At 40.3% G+C, this 20,126-nt stretch carries 14 protein-coding genes and 2 pseudogenes; 10 read left to right on the top strand and 6 right to left on the bottom strand.

Annotation, left to right across the window (positions count from 1 at the left end; all coding sequences use genetic code 11):
- Positions 1-413, top strand: a pseudogene (locus tag BMY21_RS15860) (hypothetical protein); the annotation flags it as partial.
- Positions 414-555: 142 nt separating this feature from the next.
- Here BMY21_RS15860 and BMY21_RS11310 read toward each other — a convergent pair.
- A complete protein-coding gene (locus BMY21_RS11310) occupies positions 556-1,659 on the bottom strand; it encodes a carcinine hydrolase/isopenicillin-N N-acyltransferase family protein (RefSeq protein WP_074644252.1) in 1,104 nt (367 codons plus the stop codon).
- A gap of 360 nt (positions 1,660-2,019) precedes the next feature.
- Between BMY21_RS11310 and carB the strand changes: the two genes are divergently transcribed.
- The 4 genes from carB (at position 2,020) to BMY21_RS11285 (ending at position 8,699) form a co-directional block, all read left to right on the top strand.
- Complete coding sequence (carB, locus tag BMY21_RS11305) at positions 2,020-5,271, top strand: carbamoyl-phosphate synthase large subunit (protein WP_256210410.1); 3,252 nt, start codon at positions 2,020-2,022, stop codon at positions 5,269-5,271.
- 493 nt (positions 5,272-5,764) lie between these two features.
- On the top strand, positions 5,765-7,150 hold the full coding sequence (amrA, locus tag BMY21_RS11295) for an AmmeMemoRadiSam system protein A (protein WP_074644244.1): 1,386 nt from the start codon (positions 5,765-5,767) through the stop codon (positions 7,148-7,150).
- Between the two features lie 17 nt (positions 7,151-7,167).
- Positions 7,168-8,016 (top strand): AmmeMemoRadiSam system radical SAM enzyme, encoded by an 849-nt coding sequence (gene amrS, locus BMY21_RS11290; RefSeq protein WP_074644242.1) that lies wholly within the window; start codon positions 7,168-7,170, stop codon positions 8,014-8,016.
- A complete protein-coding gene (locus BMY21_RS11285; protein ID WP_083379842.1) occupies positions 8,013-8,699 on the top strand; it encodes a helix-turn-helix domain-containing protein in 687 nt (228 codons plus the stop codon). The genes amrS and BMY21_RS11285 overlap by 4 nt, the downstream gene beginning before the upstream one ends.
- Here BMY21_RS11285 and BMY21_RS11280 read toward each other — a convergent pair.
- On the bottom strand, positions 8,641-9,030 hold the full coding sequence (locus tag BMY21_RS11280; RefSeq protein WP_074644238.1) for a cupin domain-containing protein: 390 nt from the start codon (positions 9,028-9,030) through the stop codon (positions 8,641-8,643). The two genes, BMY21_RS11285 and BMY21_RS11280, sit on opposite strands and share 59 nt — an antisense overlap.
- 125 nt (positions 9,031-9,155) lie before the next feature.
- Here BMY21_RS11280 and BMY21_RS11275 point away from each other — a divergent pair, with 125 nt between their 5' ends.
- Positions 9,156-11,450: a transglutaminase domain-containing protein gene (locus tag BMY21_RS11275; RefSeq protein WP_074644235.1), complete on the top strand. Its 2,295-nt coding sequence runs from the start codon at positions 9,156-9,158 to the stop codon at positions 11,448-11,450.
- 24 nt (positions 11,451-11,474) lie between these two features.
- Positions 11,475-13,205, top strand: coding sequence for an ABC transporter ATP-binding protein (locus tag BMY21_RS11270; RefSeq protein WP_074644233.1), 1,731 nt, complete (start codon positions 11,475-11,477; stop codon positions 13,203-13,205).
- Positions 13,206-13,215: 10 nt separating this feature from the next.
- On the opposite strand, the gene BMY21_RS11265 is transcribed toward BMY21_RS11270, so the two are convergent.
- Together BMY21_RS11265 and BMY21_RS11260 are read right to left on the bottom strand one after the other, a co-directional pair.
- Entirely contained in the window at positions 13,216-14,247 is a 1,032-nt protein-coding gene (locus tag BMY21_RS11265; RefSeq protein ID WP_074644231.1) for a Gx transporter family protein, read from the bottom strand.
- Complete coding sequence (locus tag BMY21_RS11260; RefSeq protein WP_177177753.1) at positions 14,231-14,593, bottom strand: NusG domain II-containing protein; 363 nt, start codon at positions 14,591-14,593, stop codon at positions 14,231-14,233. Before BMY21_RS11260 ends, BMY21_RS11265 begins: the two co-directional genes overlap by 17 nt.
- 73 nt (positions 14,594-14,666) lie before the next feature.
- Between BMY21_RS11260 and BMY21_RS15975 the strand changes: the two genes are divergently transcribed.
- The 3 genes and pseudogenes from BMY21_RS15975 to BMY21_RS16190 all read left to right on the top strand — a co-directional run bounded on the left by BMY21_RS15975 (position 14,667) and on the right by BMY21_RS16190 (position 18,547).
- Positions 14,667-16,091, top strand: a complete 1,425-nt coding sequence (locus tag BMY21_RS15975; RefSeq protein ID WP_074644226.1) for an HD-GYP domain-containing protein — start codon at positions 14,667-14,669, stop codon at positions 16,089-16,091.
- A gap of 146 nt (positions 16,092-16,237) precedes the next feature.
- A pseudogene (gene pheT / locus BMY21_RS11250) lies at positions 16,238-17,944 on the top strand (phenylalanine--tRNA ligase subunit beta); the annotation flags it as partial.
- Positions 17,942-18,547 (top strand): hypothetical protein, encoded by a 606-nt coding sequence (locus BMY21_RS16190; protein ID WP_439895608.1) that lies wholly within the window; start codon positions 17,942-17,944, stop codon positions 18,545-18,547. The pseudogene pheT and the gene BMY21_RS16190, both read left to right, overlap by 3 nt.
- Before the next feature lie 81 nt (positions 18,548-18,628).
- Here the strand turns inward: BMY21_RS16190 and BMY21_RS11245 are convergent, their stop codons facing one another.
- Positions 18,629-19,129, bottom strand: coding sequence for a response regulator transcription factor (locus tag BMY21_RS11245; RefSeq protein WP_074644222.1), 501 nt, complete (start codon positions 19,127-19,129; stop codon positions 18,629-18,631).
- Positions 19,130-19,132: 3 nt separating this feature from the next.
- Positions 19,133-20,107 carry a MotA/TolQ/ExbB proton channel family protein gene (locus BMY21_RS11240; protein ID WP_074644219.1) on the bottom strand — a complete coding sequence of 325 codons (975 nt, stop codon included), beginning with the start codon at positions 20,105-20,107 and terminating at the stop codon, positions 19,133-19,135.
- Positions 20,108-20,126 lie beyond the last annotated feature (19 nt).

Here is a 20,126-nt window from a genome sequence, read left to right as displayed (position 1 = left end):
ATGGTTGTTCCTCACTAACTACTGCTCCTGAACTTCCTGCTACAATACTTGCAGACAACTGCTATTCAGCTATGTTTTATAATTGTACATCTCTGACAAAAGCCCCAGATCTTCCTGCACTCACTCTCACTTCAGAATGTTACTTATGCATGTTTTATAATTGTAATAAACTTAAATATATAAAATGTCTTGCTACAGATCTTTCTGCCTCTAAATGTACATATAATTGGATGGCGTATATCCCTATTGATTCTGATCGAATCTTTGTTAAATCCAAAAATGCAACATGGCCAAGAGGATGGGATGGTATTCCAACAAACTGGTTAGTGATATCGGATGATGTTGCGGAAGGTCTTTCATCTTGGTTTAATAAGCTCTGGAACTGGGACTGGCTCTGGCCCTGGAATAAATAAAGTTTATTAAATAAAATATAAGGCGAAATTCAAAAAAAGAATTTCGCCTTTTTTCTTTAGGCTTAAATTTATCTACGCTTTTTTTTTGAAAAGAATATCTGTCTATAACCTTCTATCGATTTGTCAACTGAAGATGAAAATTTTATTTCTTGCTTCCTAAATTAATTTCTGCATATTTATTATAGTTTTCTCGGAAATAGTAAGTTATCTTTTTAGCATTTGGCTCATATACCGCACTCCAAATGGTGATATAACTTCCATCAGGATGATACTGTCCGGAGCTTGCAGCCTGTAAAGCATCGCGAATCTGTTCTGGTGTCATTTCCCAATTTGCTGCCTCTCCTGCCCCAAAAGCTGAATTATAACGGAGAATTGTATTTTTGCTTGCATCTGGAGTTAGCTTTCCGCTATCTGGTGTAAGATAGTGATTTGTTACAACCTTTGTATCAGTTACTTTCATCTCATTATTAATATACTCAACAACTACAGATTTTCCAGTTGTATCTGCCATTGCAAAATGATAAGCAATTCCAAAAACAGAATGCATATTAAAAGTTTTAAGTAATTCCAATGCCTTATCTACAGAATCAGCCTTGTCCAGGAGATAACGAACTGCAACTGTTGTCTGAATATCATGTTTTCCCTTTGAAGTTTGAACAGTTTTTTCAGTATCTCCTGCTTCCAGAATTGAGATATAGAAGCCTTTTTCATTCATTCCGTCTAATGGTGCATAAATTAAACAATAGCCTATAAGCTCTTTTGGTAAATTAGTACTTGGCTCCCAGTTAGGTGTTTCAACAATAAAATGTGGATATGCTGTAGAAACCGATTCATAACCATTGTCTGGTCTTGTGTGAATTACCATGGCTGTATCATCCGGATAATCATAATTGCGTCCATAAATCTTGCCTCCAGCATTACCTGCGTTATTTGCAGTAATTGAACAACAACCAGCTCTAATTGCTTTTACTGACAAAGATTTTTCAACTTCTTTTGTTCCATAACTGGCTTGTAATTTATATACAAGATAATTTATAAGTTCCTGTGGATCTGTTATATCTGCTTCGATTATTGCATCGAGCCCATAATCTCCTTCATACTCATATGAGTATACTCTTTCAATACTCTCGAGTTCTACTTTGCCTGTTTGATTTTCATCATTGTTTGTTCCATTTGCACAAGAACCAAGTGCAAAAACCAGTGCAAGAGCAGCAAATGCTGCTGTAAATTTTTTAGTTGTTTTCATTTTGTACTCCTCTAAGTGTTTTTAAATATAATTAAAATAATTTAATATAGTTACAGAAAATTTATTTGAAATGATATAAGTACTAGAATAATCTTGAAAACTTTGATAATATATGCTCTCAGTATGAAAACTGATACATGTTTGAAATCTGTAATTCTCATGGTGAATGATAAATTTCATACTATTTTTATTTTGTGATTTCTAAGGCGAAATTCTTTTTAGGATTTCGCCTTTTTTTTCGTCTTCGTCATTGCGAGGAACGAACGAAGTGAGCGACGTGGCAATCCATAAAATGGATTGCTTCGCTGCGCTCGCAATGACGGGGAACTTAAAACTGCATTTTATAGGAGTAAATAGATTATGAAACGAGAAGACATCAAAAAGGTTTTGATTATTGGTTCGGGCCCGATTGTTATTGGTCAGGCTTGTGAGTTTGACTATTCGGGAACTCAGGCTTGTAAGGCTTTGCGCGAACTTGGCTACAAGATTGTACTTGTAAACTCTAACCCGGCTACTATTATGACTGACCCGGTTATGGCGGACGCTACTTACATTGAGCCGCTGAACGTTGAGCGTCTTTCTCAGATTATTGAAAAGGAACGTCCTGATGCACTTTTGCCAAACCTTGGTGGTCAGACCGGTTTGAACATGGCTATGGAATTGAACAAGGCCGGCGTTCTTGATAAATACGGTGTAAAAGTTATTGGTGTAAACCTTGATGCTATTGAGCGTGGTGAGGACCGTGAGATTTTCAAAGAGACTATGAAGTCGCTTGGAATCGACACTCCTCGCTCTGGAATCTGCCACACTGTTGAAGGTGCTGAAAAGATTGCTGAAGAAATCGGCTTCCCTCTTGTAGTTAGACCTGCTTATACAATGGGCGGTCAGGGTGGCGGTTTCTGCTACAATGTTGAAGAGCTGCGCACTATTGTTGCTAACGGTCTGGATCTTTCTATGACTCACCAGTGTTTGATTGAAGAGTCTATTCTTGGTTGGGAAGAGCTTGAAGTTGAAGTTGTTCGCGACTCTAAGAATCAGATGGTTGCAATCTGTACTATTGAAAATATTGATGCGGTTGGTGTTCACACTGGTGACTCTTTCTGTGCCGCTCCATTTATGACTATTGATAAGGACCTGGAAAAGAAGCTCCAGGAAATGGCATTTAAGATTGTTGAAAACATCGGTGTAATCGGTGGTACAAACGTTCAGTTTGCTCACAATCCTAAGACTGGCCGTGTTGTTATTATTGAAATTAACCCACGTACTTCTCGTTCTTCTGCTTTGGCTTCTAAGGCTACTGGTTTCCCTATCGCGCTGATTTCTGCAAAACTTGCTTCTGGACTCACACTCGACGAAATTCCTTACTGGCGTGATGGTACTCTTGAAAAATATACTTTGGGCGGTGCTCCTGATGGAGATTACGTTGTTCTTAAGTTTGCACGCTGGGCTTTTGAAAAGTTCCGTGGTACAAAAGATGAACTTGGTACTTCTATGAAGGCCGTTGGTGAAGTTATGGCCATCGGTAAGAACTTTAAGGAAACTTTCCAGAAGGCTATTCGTGGTTTGGAAAATGGACGCAGCGGTCTTGGTTTTGCTAAAGATTTTAATAAGAAGAGTGCTGATGAACTTTGCGAAATGCTTAAGGTACAGAGCAGCGAGCGCTACTTCCAGCTTTACGAAGCAATCCGTAAGGGTGTTCCACTTTCTAAGCTTTCTGAAATTACATACGTTAAAGAGTTCTTCCTCCAGCAGATGAAAGAGCTTGTTGATTTGGAAGAGGAAATGCTTAAGAACCCTGGACGCGTTCCAGAAGACAAGCTTCTTATTCAGGCTAAGAAAGACGGCTTCAGCGACAAGTACCTTTCAAAGATTTTGAAGGTTGCTGAAAAAGATATCCGCAAGAGACGCAACGAGCTTGGTATTAAGGAAGCATGGCTCCGCGTTCCTGTAAGCGGTGTTGAAAATGCCTGCTACTACTACTCAACTTATAATGCAGAAAAAGACACTTCTGTTGCTACAGACAACAAGAAGAAGATTATGATTTTGGGCGGTGGTCCTAACAGAATTGGTCAGGGTATTGAGTTTGACTACTGCTGCTGTCATGCGGCTATGCAGCTCAAGGAACTTGGTTATGAAACAATCATCGTAAACTGTAACCCAGAAACTGTTTCAACTGACTATGATACTTCTGATAAACTTTACTTCGAACCGGTTACAACAGAAGACGTTCTTCAGATTTACGAGAAGGAAAAGCCATTCGGAGTTATCGTACAGTTTGGTGGACAGACTCCTCTTAATATTGCACGCGAGCTTCAGGAGAACGGCGTAAACATCTTGGGAACAAGCATCGACTCTATCGACATCGCCGAAGACCGCGACCTCTTCCGTCATATGATGGAAAAGCTTGAAATCCCAATGCCGGAAAGCGGAATGGCAATTGACTTTGCTGAAGCTAAGGCTTGCGCTGATAAGATCGGCTACCCAATCATGATTCGTCCTTCATTCGTTCTTGGTGGACGCGGAATGGAAGTTATCTATGATGAAGCAACTTTGAAGGAATACGTTGAAAAGGCAGTTGGTGTAACTCCTGACCGCCCACTTTTGATTGACCGCTTCCTTAAGAACGCTCTTGAATGTGAGGCCGACGCTTTGGCAGACAGCACACACGTTTATATCCCTGCTGTAATGGAACACGTTGAGCTTGCAGGTATTCACTCTGGTGACTCAGCTTGTGTAATTCCACCGGTTTCTGTTCCAGCTGATAACCTCAAGACAATCAAAGAATATACAAAGAAGATTGCAGAAAGCCTCCACGTTTGCGGTTTGATGAACATGCAGTACGCAATTGAAAACGGAAAGGTTTATGTAATCGAAGCTAACCCACGTGCTTCTCGTACAGTTCCTCTCGTATCAAAGGTTTGTGACACACAGATGGCCCGCCTTGCAACTCGTATGATGCTTGGTGAATCACTCGAATCACTCGGCCTCAAAGACAAGAAGATTCCTTACTACGGAGCAAAAGAAGCAGTTCTTCCTTGGGCTCGCTTCCCTGGAGTTGATCCAATCCTTGGACCAGAAATGCGTTCTACTGGTGAAGTTCTTGGTCTTGCTGAAAACTTCCCACTGGCATTCTATAAATCACAGGAAGCTGCCGGTTCAGAATTGCCACATGCACCAGCTGCCTGGGAAAACAAGAAGGTTCTTATTTCCCTCAGCAACAAAGAAGGCCAGAAGGATCAGGTTCTCGAAATTGGAAAGACTTTGAAGAATCTGGGCTTCACACTGGTTGGAACCCAGGGCACAGCAGACTTCTACAACGCAAACGGAATCAAGTGCGATGTTGTAAACAAGATTGGTGCCGGCCGCCCAGACGTAGTAGATATGATTATGAACAAGGAAGTTTGCCTGGTAATCAACACACCAAAAGCAAAGCGCAACTACGCCGAAGACCGCAAGACAATCCGCAAGGCTTGTTTGAAGTACAAGGTTTCTTACATCACAACAATTGCCGGAGCGCTTGCAGCGGTTAAGGGTATTGAGTCTGTAAAGAACGGAAATGGTGGTGAAGGTGGAGTTAAGAGCCTACAGGAATATCACAGCTTGATTAAATAATAAAACCTGTCATAGACCCTGAAACATAGGGAGCGGCCCTGCAAGGCAGGGCAAAAACAGTCCAGTGGACTGTTTTTAGCGAGTCTCCGAACAGCTATGCTGTGAAGGGTTCAGGGTGACGATGAACGCCAGTTCTGACTTCGGTTGGGGCTGGCGTTTTTTTATAGATTTTTCAAAATCATTGGAATAAAAGCAGCATCCAAGACATCAAAACAAAAACATTTTTTACCTAAGTCTTTTAGTGATGCTCCGATGTGATAAATTATTGTGTTATCAATAATCAAAAATCTGACCTTGGAAGAAAATGCTTCAAATAAGCATTTTACTTTGGGTAACGGCAAGGTTACCTTTGAGAACGGTCATGAGCATGTAAATCACCTGCTGTCCGCGAATAACATGAATCTTTGAACGAATAGAGTTTTTTTCTAAAATTGAAATTTCATGGTATGATAATATAAAACAGTTTGTAATTAAGAAAATCAGGAGGCCACACATGTCGATTATTGCTGCGTTTATGGTACCGCATCCACCGATGATTGTGCCTGAGGTTGGTCGGGGAAGTGAAAATCAGGTTGAGAAAACGATTAAGGCTTATGAGAAAGTTGCTGATGAAATTGCAGCTCTTAAGCCTGAGACCATTATTATTTCGAGTCCTCACAGCATAATGTATTCTGATTATTTTCATATTTCGCCGGGGGCTGGGGCTAAAGGGTCCTTCGTTGATTTTGGCGCGCCTCAGGTAAAATTTGATGTTGATTATGATGAAGAGCTAGTGAATCTGCTGAACGCGAGAGCCGAGGCATCGCACTTCCCTGCCGGCACTCTTGGCGAAAAACGGCCGGAGCTTGATCACGGTACAATGGTTCCTCTCTGGTTTATTACGAAAAAATATAAGGATTTTAAACTCGTGCGCATGGGGCTTTCGGGCTACGACCTTTTGAAGCATTATGAATATGGCATGATGATTAAGGATGCGGTTGAGTCGCTGGGGCGCCGTGTTGTTTATGTTGCGAGCGGTGATTTGTCTCATAAGCTGCAGGATTACGGACCTTACGGTTTTGCAGAAGAAGGACCTGTTTATGATAAGCGTATTATGGAGGTTTGTTCGGGCGGCCGCTTTGGAGAGCTTTTTGATTTTGAGGAAAACTTCTGCGAGAAGGCGGCGGAGTGCGGACATAAGTCATTTGTGATTATGGCGGGCGCGCTGGATGGTCGTGCTGTTGAAGCAACTCAATATTCTCACGAGGATGTAACTGGCGTTGGTTATGGAATCTGTTCATTTATTCCAAAGAGTGATGATGAAGACAGGCATTTTCTTGATGCGAGATTAAAGCTGGTTGAAAATGAACTGGTGGAAAAAAGCCAGAAGTCTGATGCGTATGTGAAGCTGGCCCGGGCCTCGGCGGAATATTTTGTGAAGAATGGAGATGTGATGCCGCTGCCGGATGATGTGGTTCCGGAGCTTTTGAATGTCCGTGCAGGTGCTTTTGTTTCCATCCACAAGTTTGGAGCCCTACGTGGCTGCATCGGCACTATCGCTTCTACACAAGAAAATCTCGCGCAGGAGATAATTCAAAACGCTGTTAGCGCAGTTTCAAAAGATCCACGCTTCCAGCCTGTTACAGAAGATGAATTAAAATATCTTGATATAAATGTTGATGTATTAGGCGAAGCTGAAAAAATCAGTTCACCGGCAGAGCTCGACGTAAAAAAATATGGCGTAATTGTTCAGAGCGGTTACAAGCGCGGTCTTTTACTTCCTGACCTCGATGGTGTTGATACTGTTGAACAGCAGATTTCAATTGCAAGACGAAAAGGAGGTATTGCTCCTGACGAGAAAGTTGATTTATTCCGCTTTGAGGTTGTGCGCCACTATTAGCGCACGGAGCAGTAAATATGGCAATTTGTGATGTATGCTTCAGGCAGTGTAAAATTGAAGAAGGCTCAACAGGATTTTGTGGTGCACGTACCTGTCGTGATGGAAAAATTGTTGCCGCTAATTATGGCAGACTCACATCCATTGCTCTTGATCCGATAGAAAAAAAGCCTCTCAAAATGTTTCATCCAGGTTCGCAGATTTTGTCTCTTGGCTCATACGGCTGTAATCTTCGCTGTCCTTTCTGTCAGAACTACAGTATTTCCTGGTCGCAGAAAGCCTTTGAATATAAAGACAAAGCGGAATATTATGCGCCTGAAGAAATTGTGAAGATAGCTTCAGACCTCCGCCCCCGCGGAAACATAGGTCTAGCCTTCACTTACAACGAACCCCTCATAGGCTACGAGTTTATTCGCGACACAGCAAAGCGTTCAAATGAAGCGGGCATGCAAAATGTCCTTGTAACAAACGGAACTGCAACGCTCAAAGTCCTCAACGAAATCTCCCCATACATCGACGCAATGAACATCGACCTCAAGACATTTACCACCAGCTTTTACAAAGATTTTCTCGACGGTGATTTTCAAATGGTAAAGGATTTTATCCAGTCAGCCACCGCTTCCTGCCACGTAGAACTCACAACACTAATCATCCCTGATGAAAACGACAGCGAAGAAGAAATGCGCGAACTCTCCGCCTGGGTCGCTCAACTCGAAAATCAGCTGAATAAAAAAATCCCTCTTCATATCACAAGATTTTTCCCGACCTTCAAACTCACAGACCGCGAGCCCACACCAGTCAACACAATAATGCGCCTCGTCGAAGTCGCAAAAGAAAATCTCGAATTTGTTTTCCCGGGGAATATATGATGAACGAAATCTCTTACCGCAAAAAAAATGATGACATTGAATGTGTTCATTATAAAAACTGGACAAAGACTTATCCGCCCCACACTCATGCCGAGCACCTCACTCTGGGAATTGTTGAGGCGGGCAAAGTTTGCATTGTAATGAATGGAGCTTCAAAAGTTTTTTGCGAAGGAGATGAGTTTCAGATTCCGCCGGATGTTCTTCATGAGATTAAGCCCGTTGATGACAAAGGCTATTCGATGCTGGTTACCTGCGTGCGCGTCCCAGCCCAGGCACAAACTGACCCAGACGATAAATCAGACGCCCCTCTCATCGAACTCAAAGATTCAATCCTAGATCAGCCGGAAAATCTTTATCTCATTGAAGAAATGGCTCAGGACACAAATATCAGTCCGTTTCATTTAATCAGGAAATTCAAAAAGCTATACGGTCTTACACCACATCAGTTTCAGATTCAGTGCAAGGTGCGTAAAGCACAGAAGCTGCTGGAAGAAGAAAAAAGCGTCTGCGAGGTAACTTATGATGCAGGCTTTTGCGATCAAAGTCACCTCGACAGATGCTTTCAAAAAATTGTGGGTATGACTCCCAAAGAGTACAAGGAAGCTTCAAGCCCATCAGAAAATACTAGCACAAAGCCGGGAAAAACTTCGCAAAAAGATAAAGACCTTCCGGACCGGCATTAACTTCGTGTGGCACCTTCGCAGGCATAATCGAAATTACACCAGGCTCATAACCAAGACTCTTCCCGTTATTTACACACTCACCGTAACCCGCAATAACCTCGTGAGTTTCGTGCTGAGTTTCGTGAATATGATTCTTAATGCTTTTATTTGGCGCAATTCTAACCAGATGATAACTGAAGTCCCCACCCGTATCCTTTGCAGTAATAATGTGCTTAAGCTCAACACCTTCAAAAGTCGGATGCTTGTTCCAGTTGATTTTACTGAAATCAATTTCACCGTTCGGCAAACGCAGACAGCCGCTGTTAAATTTTTCAAAAAGTTCTTTACTCATATTGTTACCTCTTGAGCAAAGTGTAATGAAGACATGATTTAAAAAATTGGATAAAATTGCTCTTAGTTAATTAAAAAAATCATGTTATGATAATATTTAAAAAGTAATTTAATGCGAGGTAAAAAATGAAAAAAACAAAACTATTTATTTCAGCCGTAATGCTTACTTTATTATTTACTGGCTGTAATTCAAATCCTAGCGGACCTTCCTATACGGATGAAATCTTAAATAATCCAGACTGGGAAATAACTAACAAGTCAGCCATACATTTTGATACAAGCAACGGTGTATATACAATTAATGCAAAAGAAAATGGCTGTGGATTTAAAACAACTATTACTTCCGCAGAACCAAAAACTGTAAACTTTAAAATTAAAACTCATATACTTGACCAATATGATGGCTATATGCAATTTCTTATTGATGATGAAATTATTGGTCAATACACAGGAACATATAGCATCTGGCAAAATGAACAAATTGATATAGGTTCAGGTACTCATACATTTGAATGGAAACATTATGATACGAACCCTGGAACATATTCAAACTTCGCTGCAAACAAACAGGCAGATCCTTATATTGCATTAAAAGAAATTAAATTGACAGATCAATCAAATGCAATTAAATCAATAAATAAGGATTCAAATAATGCAGTTATTTCTAAAATGTGGGTCGCATCAGGATTTTACTCAGAAGTTGTTGATAAAGACCCTGTATATGCCAGCTGGCCTCAATATGGCAAAGCCTTGGTGGACACACATGGAAAAGTTTTAAAACTTGCTACCTATAAATTAGAAGATGGAAATAAGTGCTGTGGTAACTCAACCATGACTATCAAGGAGATTGAGGTTTCCGAAGATTCAACTCTTTCTTTTGATTATAAATGTGACTTACTTGATTGGTCTGATGAAAACAATGTTTATCACAAAAATTATTTAAAAGTTTATGTCGATGATAATACAACTCCTGCTGTAGAAGGTTCTGGTTTCAAACAGATCTGGCAGAAAGCTTCGATTAATCTTCCGAAAGGAATTCATACAGTTAAATTTGTTTCTGGTACTGATGATTTTTATTTTGGAAATAATATTACAAATGCAACTTACATTGATAACATCACACTTGTTCCAAATACAATTGCCTCTGTAGATATATATCCAAAAGGCTTACAGGAGACCTATGTAAACGGAGATGCAATTAAATTTAATGCGAAGGCATTGCGTTCAGATGGTTCTGTAATTTCAGACAAAATTGTAAGCTGGTCTTCTACAGGCGGTAGTATTGATTCTGATGGTCTTTTTACTCCAGGTTCTGCAGAAGGAACTTTTACCGTAACTGCAACAATCGATGGACTATCTGCTTCCAATCAGACTATAAAAATCCACGGTTCAAATTATCTTTCAGATCCTGTAACAATTAATAATCATACTTTTACTGGAGAAATCTCAGAAGAATCTGGTACTCTTTTTTCCAAAACTAATAATATTACTCTGGAAGCTCCATCACCTAAATACACAAAATTTGCTGCAAATGGATTTTTCGTTCTAAAGGGATCAACTACAAATAATAAGTCAGTCAGAGTTTTTATTCGTAAACAAGGACCAGGAGCTTTAACAAGCAATAACCAATATAACCCTAATTACCGTTATCAGGCCGACATACTTATTCCGCCCGGAGATTTTGAACAAAGAATCTGGCTGCGTTTTGGAGATGGTTTATATGATGTAGAATTTGCTGAAGCTGATGCAACATTCAATGAAAATTATGACCAATATGAAGGTGCATTAACTGGATGGAATGTTCCATTTTCAGAAGGCAGCGTGATAAGATGCGAAGTAACTAACAAAACAGGCCTCAACTGGTCATCAGATGACTGTGCATATCTTATGCCTTCTGACAACTGCCAGTGTGATGACTTACTTATAAGCAATGCCTTTAATGCAGTTATGGCTGAATTGCCGGAAAATGCCTCTCTCGGTCAAAAACTTCAGGCCTTATATGATTGGGAAGCTCATACAAGTCATTATGATTATGTAAGCTTCTCTAATGGACAATCTACACCCAAAAGAAAAAAGCAGGATGCCGTTCATGTTCTAAAATATGGAATGGCAATATGTGAAGGTTATGCAGACCTTTATACGGCATTTGCACGACTTGCAGGTGTAAAAGCAACTTTCCAATATTCTAGAAACTTAAACCATAACTGGACAGAAGTATATTATGATGGAAAATGGAGAATGATAGATGTTACATGGGATGATACTACTAATGAAGGTTCTGTTGATAAAAAACCGACATCAGAAAACTATAGTTATTTCCTTATAGATCCTAACGATGCTTCACATATCAAAACAAATTCAGGTGGCTCTGACAGAATAACTGTCTACTCCAGAACAGCTTTTACAGAAACACAACAATAAGGACTTATAATCTGGAAGAAATATATGGACTTTTCAAAACACCCGCTTAAGATTTTTTTCTCTTACTACAAACCACACTGGCCCCTCTTTGCAGCTGATATGACATGTGCTGTTTTTATGGCAGCCATTGATATTGCATTTCCAATGTTTTCACGGTATGCACTGAATACCCTGATTCCGAATCATGAACTGAAAACCTTTTTGATTCTTGTGGCTGTACTGCTTGTTGGATTTTGCCTGCATAAAGGCTGTAACTGGTTTGTTGCTTACTGGGGACACGTTTTTGGAACACGTGTTGAACAGGATATGAGGCGGGATGTTTTTGATCATCTGGAAAAGCTGCCTTTCAGTTTTTATGATACTAACCGCACCGGAAAAATCATGTCGCGTGCGACAACTGATCTTTTTGAAATTACAGAGCTTGCTCATCACGGGCCGGAAGATTTTACAATCGCAATGCTCAATCTGATTGGTGCTTTTGTAATGATGCTTCATATTCGCTGGGAGCTTGCTATTATTGTTGTAATTGTACTTCCAGTAATGATTGCAATTGGAATTGTTTCGCGTAGAAATCTTTCAAAAACTTCTAAAAAAGTAAAAGAAATTACCGCCGAAGTAAACGCCGGACTGGAATCCAGCATTTCTGGAATTCGTGTAACAAAAGGCTTTAACAACGAAGAGTTTGAACGTGAACGTTTTGCCGGATTTAATAAGCAGTTTAGTGATGCAAAAAAATGGCGCTATAAATACATGGCAACTTTTTTCTCAAATATTGAATTCTGTAATAATCTGCTGTCACTGGTTGTGCTGGGAGCAGGCGGATATTTCATTATTAAAGGAAAAATGACTCTTCCAGATTTGGTTGCTGCAAATCTTTTTGTAGCAGCCTTTAGAGCGCCAATTGGTAAACTGAACTTTCTTGTTGAACAGTACACAAACGGAATGGCAGGTTTCCATCGCTTCCTTGAAATTATGCGTACAGAACCAGAGCCAGCTGATTCACCAGATGCAGTGGAGATTCTCTCAGCACGGGGAAACATCAATTTTAAAAATGTTGATTTTTCCTATACTGCAGACTACCCTGTTCTTACTGGAGTAAACCTCGACATCCGCTCCGGTGAAAAGTTTGCCCTGGTAGGTGCCAGCGGCGGCGGCAAGTCCACCCTCTGCAACCTAATTCCACGCTTTTATGAAATTACCGGCGGTGAAATAAGCCTCGACGGCATCGACATCAAGAAAATTAAAAAGAGTTCCCTCCGTTCACAGATTGGAATTGTTCAGCAGGATGTCTTTTTATTCGCCGGCACAATCCGTGAAAATATTGCCTATGGAAAACCAACTGCAACCGACGCAGAAATTGAACAGGCAGCACGTCGTGCAGAAATCCACGACGACATAATGAAAATGCCAAACGGCTACGACACAATTGTCGGTGAACGCGGAATCAAACTCAGCGGCGGCCAGAAACAGCGCGTTTCCATTGCACGCTGCTTCCTTAAAAATCCACCGATCCTTATCCTCGACGAAGCAACTTCCGCCCTCGATACTGCAACTGAAATTAAGATTCAGCATTCATTTGATGAACTTTCAAAAGGCCGTACGACACTCGTAATTGCACATCGCCTTTCAACAATCAAAAATGCAGACAAGATTGCTGTTGTAACAGACCACGGAATTGCCGAGCAGGGCACACATGATGAGCTTATGGCAAAACGTGGAGAATATTATAAACTGCGAACAGTTCAGGAAGAATAGCTTTTGACTGTTAATTCTTATTAAAGACAAGCGCAGTTCGAAGTTTTGTAAAGATTGAACCTGGTGTATTTACAAAACTAACTACCATTAGTTTGTAATATTTTAATGTCAGTCCCAGAAGACTTTTTTCTCCAGGCTGAATACAAACTGCACACTGACTGAATGCGGTTACAGTTGAAAGCCGGAGAGCCTTTTGAATGCCACTAACCATTGCGCCATGTGTTATTGAAAATCCCAGAAACTTAAATAATACATGGCCATTTGGAACCAGCACGGAAGTAATAAGAACAAAAAGCCACAGAGAAATATGTGGAAGAAGTAAAATCTTTCGCCCGCTGACTTTTTGTGAAACAAAAGCAATCAAAAGAAATCCGCACAAAACATAAGTGTTCTTAATAAAAAACACCGAGGCGCTCGCCGTAATCAAAACAATTAGCAATACAATATTAAATACTTTCTTTTTACTGTCTGAGTCTGCCGAATCAGCCGCAGAAGTTTCCAACTCCCCGTTTACTGCATTGACCCCTGCTGACTCACCCACTGCATTCTCCAGCACTACCGCCAGCCATGCTGTAATCACACCACTGATAACATTAAAAATCAGCATTGGCCCAAGTAAACTCCAGGTACCCTGACCAAGATACAGCGAAGTAAGACTTATCTGAACTACAGCGCTTACGGCAGAACCGAGAACAGAAATACCGTAAAGACTCAGAATTCTTCTTTGACGAATCATCCTGCTCAGACAAAACATCACCAGTACACTTGCAATACTCTGTGCAAAAGACACAAGGAAAAAAGGAGAAAAAAGAGTACCGGCCATCAGATTGGCACAAACTGTTTTTACTACACCTAAAAGCATAAATGCCGGAAAAGAAAATTCGAGTCCCATCAGTAAAGCGGCATTTCCCAGACCAAGACGAAAGTAAGGAAAAATACGCGGTATAAGCAGCTCTGCATAAGAGAACATAAGTGTCAAAGCAGAGAGGTATGCAATTTTTTGTCGGGTTTCAAAATTTAGTTTTTTATTCACTGATTGCATCTAACTCGTCCTCGCTTTCAACTGTGATAATTATTTTATTCGGTAGACATACCAGCGGATTATGCCAGCCCTGAGTGATGCAGGTTTTATTTGGACACGGAGAATCTGTTATCCTTACCAAGCCGTTTTTTATTTCAAAAGTAGTTGGACCAAGTTCGCCCTCTACAGTGTAAATTCCATTTTGTGATGCAGAATATTCGTAATGTGTTCCATTGGCATTTACGCAAATCTTCGAACCTTTATGTCTGGCTCCGCGTATAGTCAGCAGTATTCCACATATGAATAAAATAAGAATGATTAAAATGTCCAGCGGCCTTAATCCAAGCTTTTTTAATTGTTTCTGCATAGTCATATTATAACAGAAATATGTCATAAAAATACATTATGTGTTTTTGAAAATTTAGTTTATAATATAATCGATGACGGAAAAACATTTCCCTAAAATTACAAAAACAATAATTCTTTTCATTGTTCTTACAGATTTCATTTTATGTTCTCTTGTATTTACAGTAAGTTATTTTTCTTTTAATCAACAGTTCCGCGAACAATATGATACTAGTATTCAGGAAATTTGCAGGGCTGCACGAGAAACTCTGAATCCCGAAGATTTTCCTAAATATCTTCAAACAAAAGAACCTGATGAAAATTATTATACCGTATTCAATAGTCTGAAGAATTTTTGTGATCAGTTTGAATTAAATGTAATTTACGTTTCTGCTGTTAAACCTCCAGATTACACTCACATTTTCTATTTTTATGATCCTTGTGGCAAAGTAACACACTGGGAACCTTATCCTCTTGGATATGAAGAAGATTATTTTGAACCAAATTATAATGCATCTACCAAACGTGTTTTTGAAGAGGGCGCAACTATTACCCGCCATACTATTAAAACTCGCAGTGGCTCCCACATTACCGCCCAGCTTCCAGTTTATGATTCTGCAGGAAAAATAGTTGCAGTAATTGGTGTAAATAAAAGTATTCAGGAATTCGTTGATGCCCGCCAGTCTTTTGTTCGTTTTGTTATTATTACTGCTTTGATTTTTGGTATCTTTTTTATTGTTGTTTTCTCTTTCTATTTTAATCATCGTTTTATTAAACCTATTATGATGATTACAAATGAAACAAATCGATTCTCAACATTCAATGGTAATCCAAATAACGAGCTGCTGGAAATTACAAATCGTGATGAGCTTGGAACTCTGGCAAAAACAGTATTCCAAATGGAAAATTCTATTGCAGATAACATTTCGGCTCTCACCCGAATGACAGAAGAAACTGCTAAGGCTCTGGCAACTGCAATTGATGCTAAGGATAAATATACTCACGGACATTCAATCCGTGTTGCAGAATACTCAAGAGAAATAGCCCGTTTGTCTGGAAAAAGTGAAACTGAATGCCGTGACATTTATATTGCCGGCCTTTTGCATGATGTCGGTAAAATCGGTATTCCTAATGTGATTATCAATAAGCAGGATAAACTTACTCAGGAAGAATACGATAAAATTAAAACTCATCCTGTAATTGGAAAACAGATTCTTTCGAATATCACTCAGACTCCACACATTTCCGACGGTGCTTATTATCATCATGAACGTTATGATGGAACAGGATATCCTACTGGATTAGCTGGAGAAGCCATTTTAGACATTGGCCGCATTATTGCTGTAGCAGATGCCTATGACGCTATGACCAGTAACCGCAGCTACCGTAAAACTCTCTCTCAGGAAAAAGCCCGCAAGGAAATTGAAGAAGGTATTGGAACTCAGTTCGATCCTGTTTATGCAAAAATCATGCTAGCTATGATCGATGCAGATAAAGATTTTAATATGCGCGAGATGTAAGCCGGGGGCGTTACGGGGGTGTCCCCCGTTAGAAGGGGTAGCAGAAAACGCCGAAGGCGTTTGAAGCGAGGGGAAGACTTTCCCCATAATTGAATATCTCTCGAAATTCTTCTATAATTAAACATTAAAATTTCTCGAGGAAAAAAATGCCTAAAATCGAATGTAACGAAAAACTCTTTTTTGATGCTATCGGAAAAAAATACACTTATGATGCTCTGGAAGACGTACTTCCTTGCGCTAAGGCTGAGCTGGATGAAAAGCCGGATATGAGCCAGAGCGAAAACGAGCGCGTTGTAAAAATCGAATTGAATGATACTAACCGTCCGGACCTCTGGTCTACAAACGGTGTTGCCCGCCAGATTAAACTTCACGAAGGCGGAAAAACTGTTGATTATATGAAGCTCATGGCTAACCACGGAAACAGCGACTATGAAGGCCGCATTGTTGAAGTTGACCCAGAGCTTAAAGATATCCGCCCTTACATGGTTGCTTTTATGATTACCGGTAAGGCAATTGATGATCCGATGCTTAAGGACATCATCCAGACTCAGGAAAAGCTGGCATGGAACTTTGGACGCAAGCGCAAGTCTATTTCTATGGGCGTTTACCGCGTTGACCAGATTAAGTTCCCTGTTAAGTATCACGCTGTTGATCCAGACAAGACTTCGTTTGTTCCTCTTCAGTGCGACGCTCCAATGACTTGCCGCCAGATTCTTACTGACCATCCAAAGGGAAAAGACTTCGGCTGGATTTTGGCTGATATGAAAAAGTTCCCTCTCTTGAGCGATGCTAAGAACGAAGTTCTTTCTATGGCTCCAATCATCAACTCAGCTACTCTTGGTGCTGTTCAGGTTGGTGACAAAGACCTTATGGTTGAGCTTACTGGTGATAATATTGAAAACCTCATCCTTTCTGCAAATATCGTTGCATGTGATTTTGCTGATCAGGGATATGAAATCAAACCTATTTTGGTAAAGCATCCTTATGACACTGGTCTTGGAAAGGACATCATGGTTCCTTACTACTTCCAGCCAACTACAAAGACAACTCTTGGTGCAATCAACAAGCTTCTTGGAAGCGACTTTGATATGAACAAGGTTGTTGATGCTCTTACACGCATGGGAAGCACAGTTGAAGTTAAAGGTGAAGAAATCACTTTGAGCCCTGCTCCATACCGCAACGACTTCCTCCACGAAGTTGATATCATTGAAGATGTTATGATTGGCTGCAATGTTGCTGCATTCGAGCCACGCACTCCACAGGACTTCACTGTTGGTCGTCTTCTTCCACTTACTGAGTTCAGCCGCAAAGCTAAGACTTTGATGGTTGGTCTTGGATATCAGGAAATGATTTTCAACTATGTTGGTTCTAAGAAAGACTATATTGATAATATGCTGATTGATGGTTCTAAGGTTATCGAAATTGCTAACCCTATGAGCGAAAACTATCAGTTCATTCGTCCAGAAATCCTTTCTTCACTTTGTCGTGCCGAAGCAAGTTCTGCAAACGCAATGTACCCTCACAAGATTTTCGAAATCGGTAAGGTTGCATATCTTAAGGAAGATGAAAACACTGGAACAATTACTCGCCAGCACCTCGGCTTCCTTACAGCTGCAAGCAATGCTAACTTCAATACTTTGGCATCTGAAGTTTCTTCACTCGTTTACTTCCTCGACCACGAGTACAAAGTAGTTGAAAGCGAAGATCCACGCTTTATTCCTGGCCGCCAGGCTCAGCTTATTGTTGATGGTCAGCCAGCCGGAGTATTTGGTGAAGTTCACCCACAGGTTCTTGAGAACTGGGGAATTACAACTCCTTGTGTTGCCGGAGAACTCGACCTCGAAACTTTGATGGCAACAGCTGATACAAAAACTGAAGCTGAAAAGGCAAAGGACAAGAAAGCTGCAGAGCCAGCTGCTCCAGCAGGCAACAACCAGAAATCAGAAGCAGAAACAAACCCTGTAAAATACTTCAACGAGCACATTGAGCTCCGCGTTGCAAAAATCACAAAGGTTGAAACAAACCCACAGGGCGACAAGCTTTATATCGAAACTTTGGATGACGGTACAGGCACAGAACGCATTATTCAGAGCGGTCTCCGCCCATACCTCACAGAAGACGAACTTCTCGGCCAGCACGTAATCATCGCTGCTAACCTCGCTCCAAGAAAGATGAAGGGCGTAGAAAGCCGCGGTATGCTCCTCGCATGCGACTACACAGAAGACGGAAAAGAAAAGGTTGAACTCCTCACAGCTCCATGGGCAGCTCCAGGAACAATCATCCAGATCGAAGGTGCCGAATACACAGGCGAAAAACCAGCCAAAATCGACATCGACCACTTCTGCAAGATTGAATACCGTGTAAGTGGAAAATGCTTCACAATCGCAGGTCAGAAGGCAACAGCTGCTGGAAAGCCAGTTACTACAAACAAGGCTGATAACTGCGAAGTTTGCTAGACTTCGTCATTGCGAGGCATAGCCGACGCAATCCATAAAAATGAAAACCGTCCGAGCTCTCGGACGGTTTTTTTATGCCTTTTATTCTTTCAGTTCGGTACGGGATTTAATCTCCAGTTTTTCGAAGATTGTTGCCATATGGCGTTTTACGGTTTCTACACTGATAAATAATTCTTCGGCAATCTGGGCATTGGAATAACCGCGGGCGGCCAGGCGGGCAACTTCTTTTTCTCGCGGTGAGAGAATGGCAAAACGATCGATGAATTTAGTCTCTTCGCTTTTATTATATATCTGTTTTTTCTCAAAAGGAAATAAAATCAGCTTTATCAAAATACCAAACAGTAACGGACGGAAGTTCACAAAAACCATCAGCAAAAAAGTTGTGCTGGTGTAATCGGAATAAGCACCGCTGCTTGTCTTAAGACTTAGTTCAATCTCAGAAATCAAAATCACAAGTTTGACTACAGTGATAAAACTTCCGCTTAGGATCGCCGCTTTAGAGAAATCTTTTTTCTTTTGTAGAATTGCAGGAATCATGAAAATCACAAATCCCACAATCACAAGAATCAAATCTATTATCATCTGCTATTCCGAATCACCAAGCAAAGAAATCTTACTTTCTATTGGAAGTAAAACCAGATTGATGAGCAAAGCATAAATTAATGGAACACATGCAATTAAATAATTTGTTCCAAGCATAGATCTGTCTATGAGATTAAAAAGCATTCCTAAATATCCGGCTAAGGCATTCATAATCCCTTCCAGAAGCATAATCAATCCTAAAAGTCTTACTGCATTCATAGAAATTGCTTTTTGCGAAACTGAAAGCTTTGTATTTGTAGCAGCATACTTTAATGCTTTGAAAAAATTTTTGAAGTTTCCCGAAACCGCAAGCAAAAGAAAAGGCGGGATAAAAATATAAATCAGTCCTGGAATATCTCTAAGATAATTAAAACTAAGTGGCTCCTGACCTGAGTGATTTACAGTACTTGTATAGATAATCAGATAATAAAGACAAATTATCAGAACAAGTGAAATGAGGATTTTGCAAACACATCGAACTTTTTGTTTTGCAGAAACGGGATCTGGCTTTTCTGGTTCTGTCTCGTCTGTCATAAATCTAATAATCCGGGTTTTGTTTTTGCCCTTTAGCGTAAGAATAATCATTCCAAAAAAAGCAAGATAAAAAATTGAAAGGATAAGTACCGAGAGATTAAAACCGAGAGTTTGAGTTTCGTCGAAATTCAGATAAAAATATATTGCACTTATCAGCATGATAAAACAGCAGATAAAAATCAAAGCGCGGAAAGCAAAGCCCAGTGCACCGTCAATTTTTTTCAGCTCAGATAATTCAGTGTTTTTCATCCTTTTTGGTGGATAGAAAATCCGCAGAAATGACTTTCCGTATCCGCTGAGAAAAATCATAACAGCAAGAATGCCAGGAATAGAGAGCAGTAAGGCAGGTTCAAACAATTCTCTGATAAGCCCACCGCTTGTTAAAATGCACAGGCTGGAAGTTAAAAAAAGAACCAGTAGAGATAAAATAAATTCGACAATCATATATCCTCCTGAAAGGCCT

It is taken from the genome of Treponema bryantii, from assembly GCF_900111035.1.
In the GTDB taxonomy this organism is placed as follows: Bacteria; Spirochaetota; Spirochaetia; order Treponematales; family Treponemataceae; genus Treponema_D; species Treponema_D bryantii_C.
This window is presented reverse-complemented; position numbering and strand designations above follow the sequence as displayed.

What these genes read in the sequence shown, in the direction of transcription:
- BMY21_RS11310 (WP_074644252.1), bottom strand. Translation starts at nt 1,659, where the DNA reads ATGAAAACAACTAAAAAATTTACAGCAGCATTTGCTGCTCTTGCACTG.
- BMY21_RS11240 (WP_074644219.1), bottom strand. Translation starts at nt 20,107, where the DNA reads ATGATTGTCGAATTTATTTTATCTCTACTGGTTCTTTTTTTAACTTCC.
- BMY21_RS16190 (WP_439895608.1), top strand. Translation starts at nt 17,942, where the DNA reads ATGGCAACAGCTGATACAAAAACTGAAGCTGAAAAGGCAAAGGACAAG.
- carB (WP_256210410.1), top strand. Translation starts at nt 2,020, where the DNA reads ATGAAACGAGAAGACATCAAAAAGGTTTTGATTATTGGTTCGGGCCCG.
- BMY21_RS11285 (WP_083379842.1), top strand. Translation starts at nt 8,013, where the DNA reads ATGATGAACGAAATCTCTTACCGCAAAAAAAATGATGACATTGAATGT.
- BMY21_RS11260 (WP_177177753.1), bottom strand. Translation starts at nt 14,593, where the DNA reads ATGCAGAAACAATTAAAAAAGCTTGGATTAAGGCCGCTGGACATTTTA.
- BMY21_RS11245 (WP_074644222.1), bottom strand. Translation starts at nt 19,129, where the DNA reads ATGATAATAGATTTGATTCTTGTGATTGTGGGATTTGTGATTTTCATG.
- BMY21_RS11280 (WP_074644238.1), bottom strand. Translation starts at nt 9,030, where the DNA reads ATGAGTAAAGAACTTTTTGAAAAATTTAACAGCGGCTGTCTGCGTTTG.
- BMY21_RS11270 (WP_074644233.1), top strand. Translation starts at nt 11,475, where the DNA reads ATGGACTTTTCAAAACACCCGCTTAAGATTTTTTTCTCTTACTACAAA.
- amrS (WP_074644242.1), top strand. Translation starts at nt 7,168, where the DNA reads ATGGCAATTTGTGATGTATGCTTCAGGCAGTGTAAAATTGAAGAAGGC.
- BMY21_RS11265 (WP_074644231.1), bottom strand. Translation starts at nt 14,247, where the DNA reads ATGCAATCAGTGAATAAAAAACTAAATTTTGAAACCCGACAAAAAATT.
- BMY21_RS11275 (WP_074644235.1), top strand. Translation starts at nt 9,156, where the DNA reads ATGAAAAAAACAAAACTATTTATTTCAGCCGTAATGCTTACTTTATTA.
- BMY21_RS15975 (WP_074644226.1), top strand. Translation starts at nt 14,667, where the DNA reads ATGACGGAAAAACATTTCCCTAAAATTACAAAAACAATAATTCTTTTC.
- amrA (WP_074644244.1), top strand. Translation starts at nt 5,765, where the DNA reads ATGTCGATTATTGCTGCGTTTATGGTACCGCATCCACCGATGATTGTG.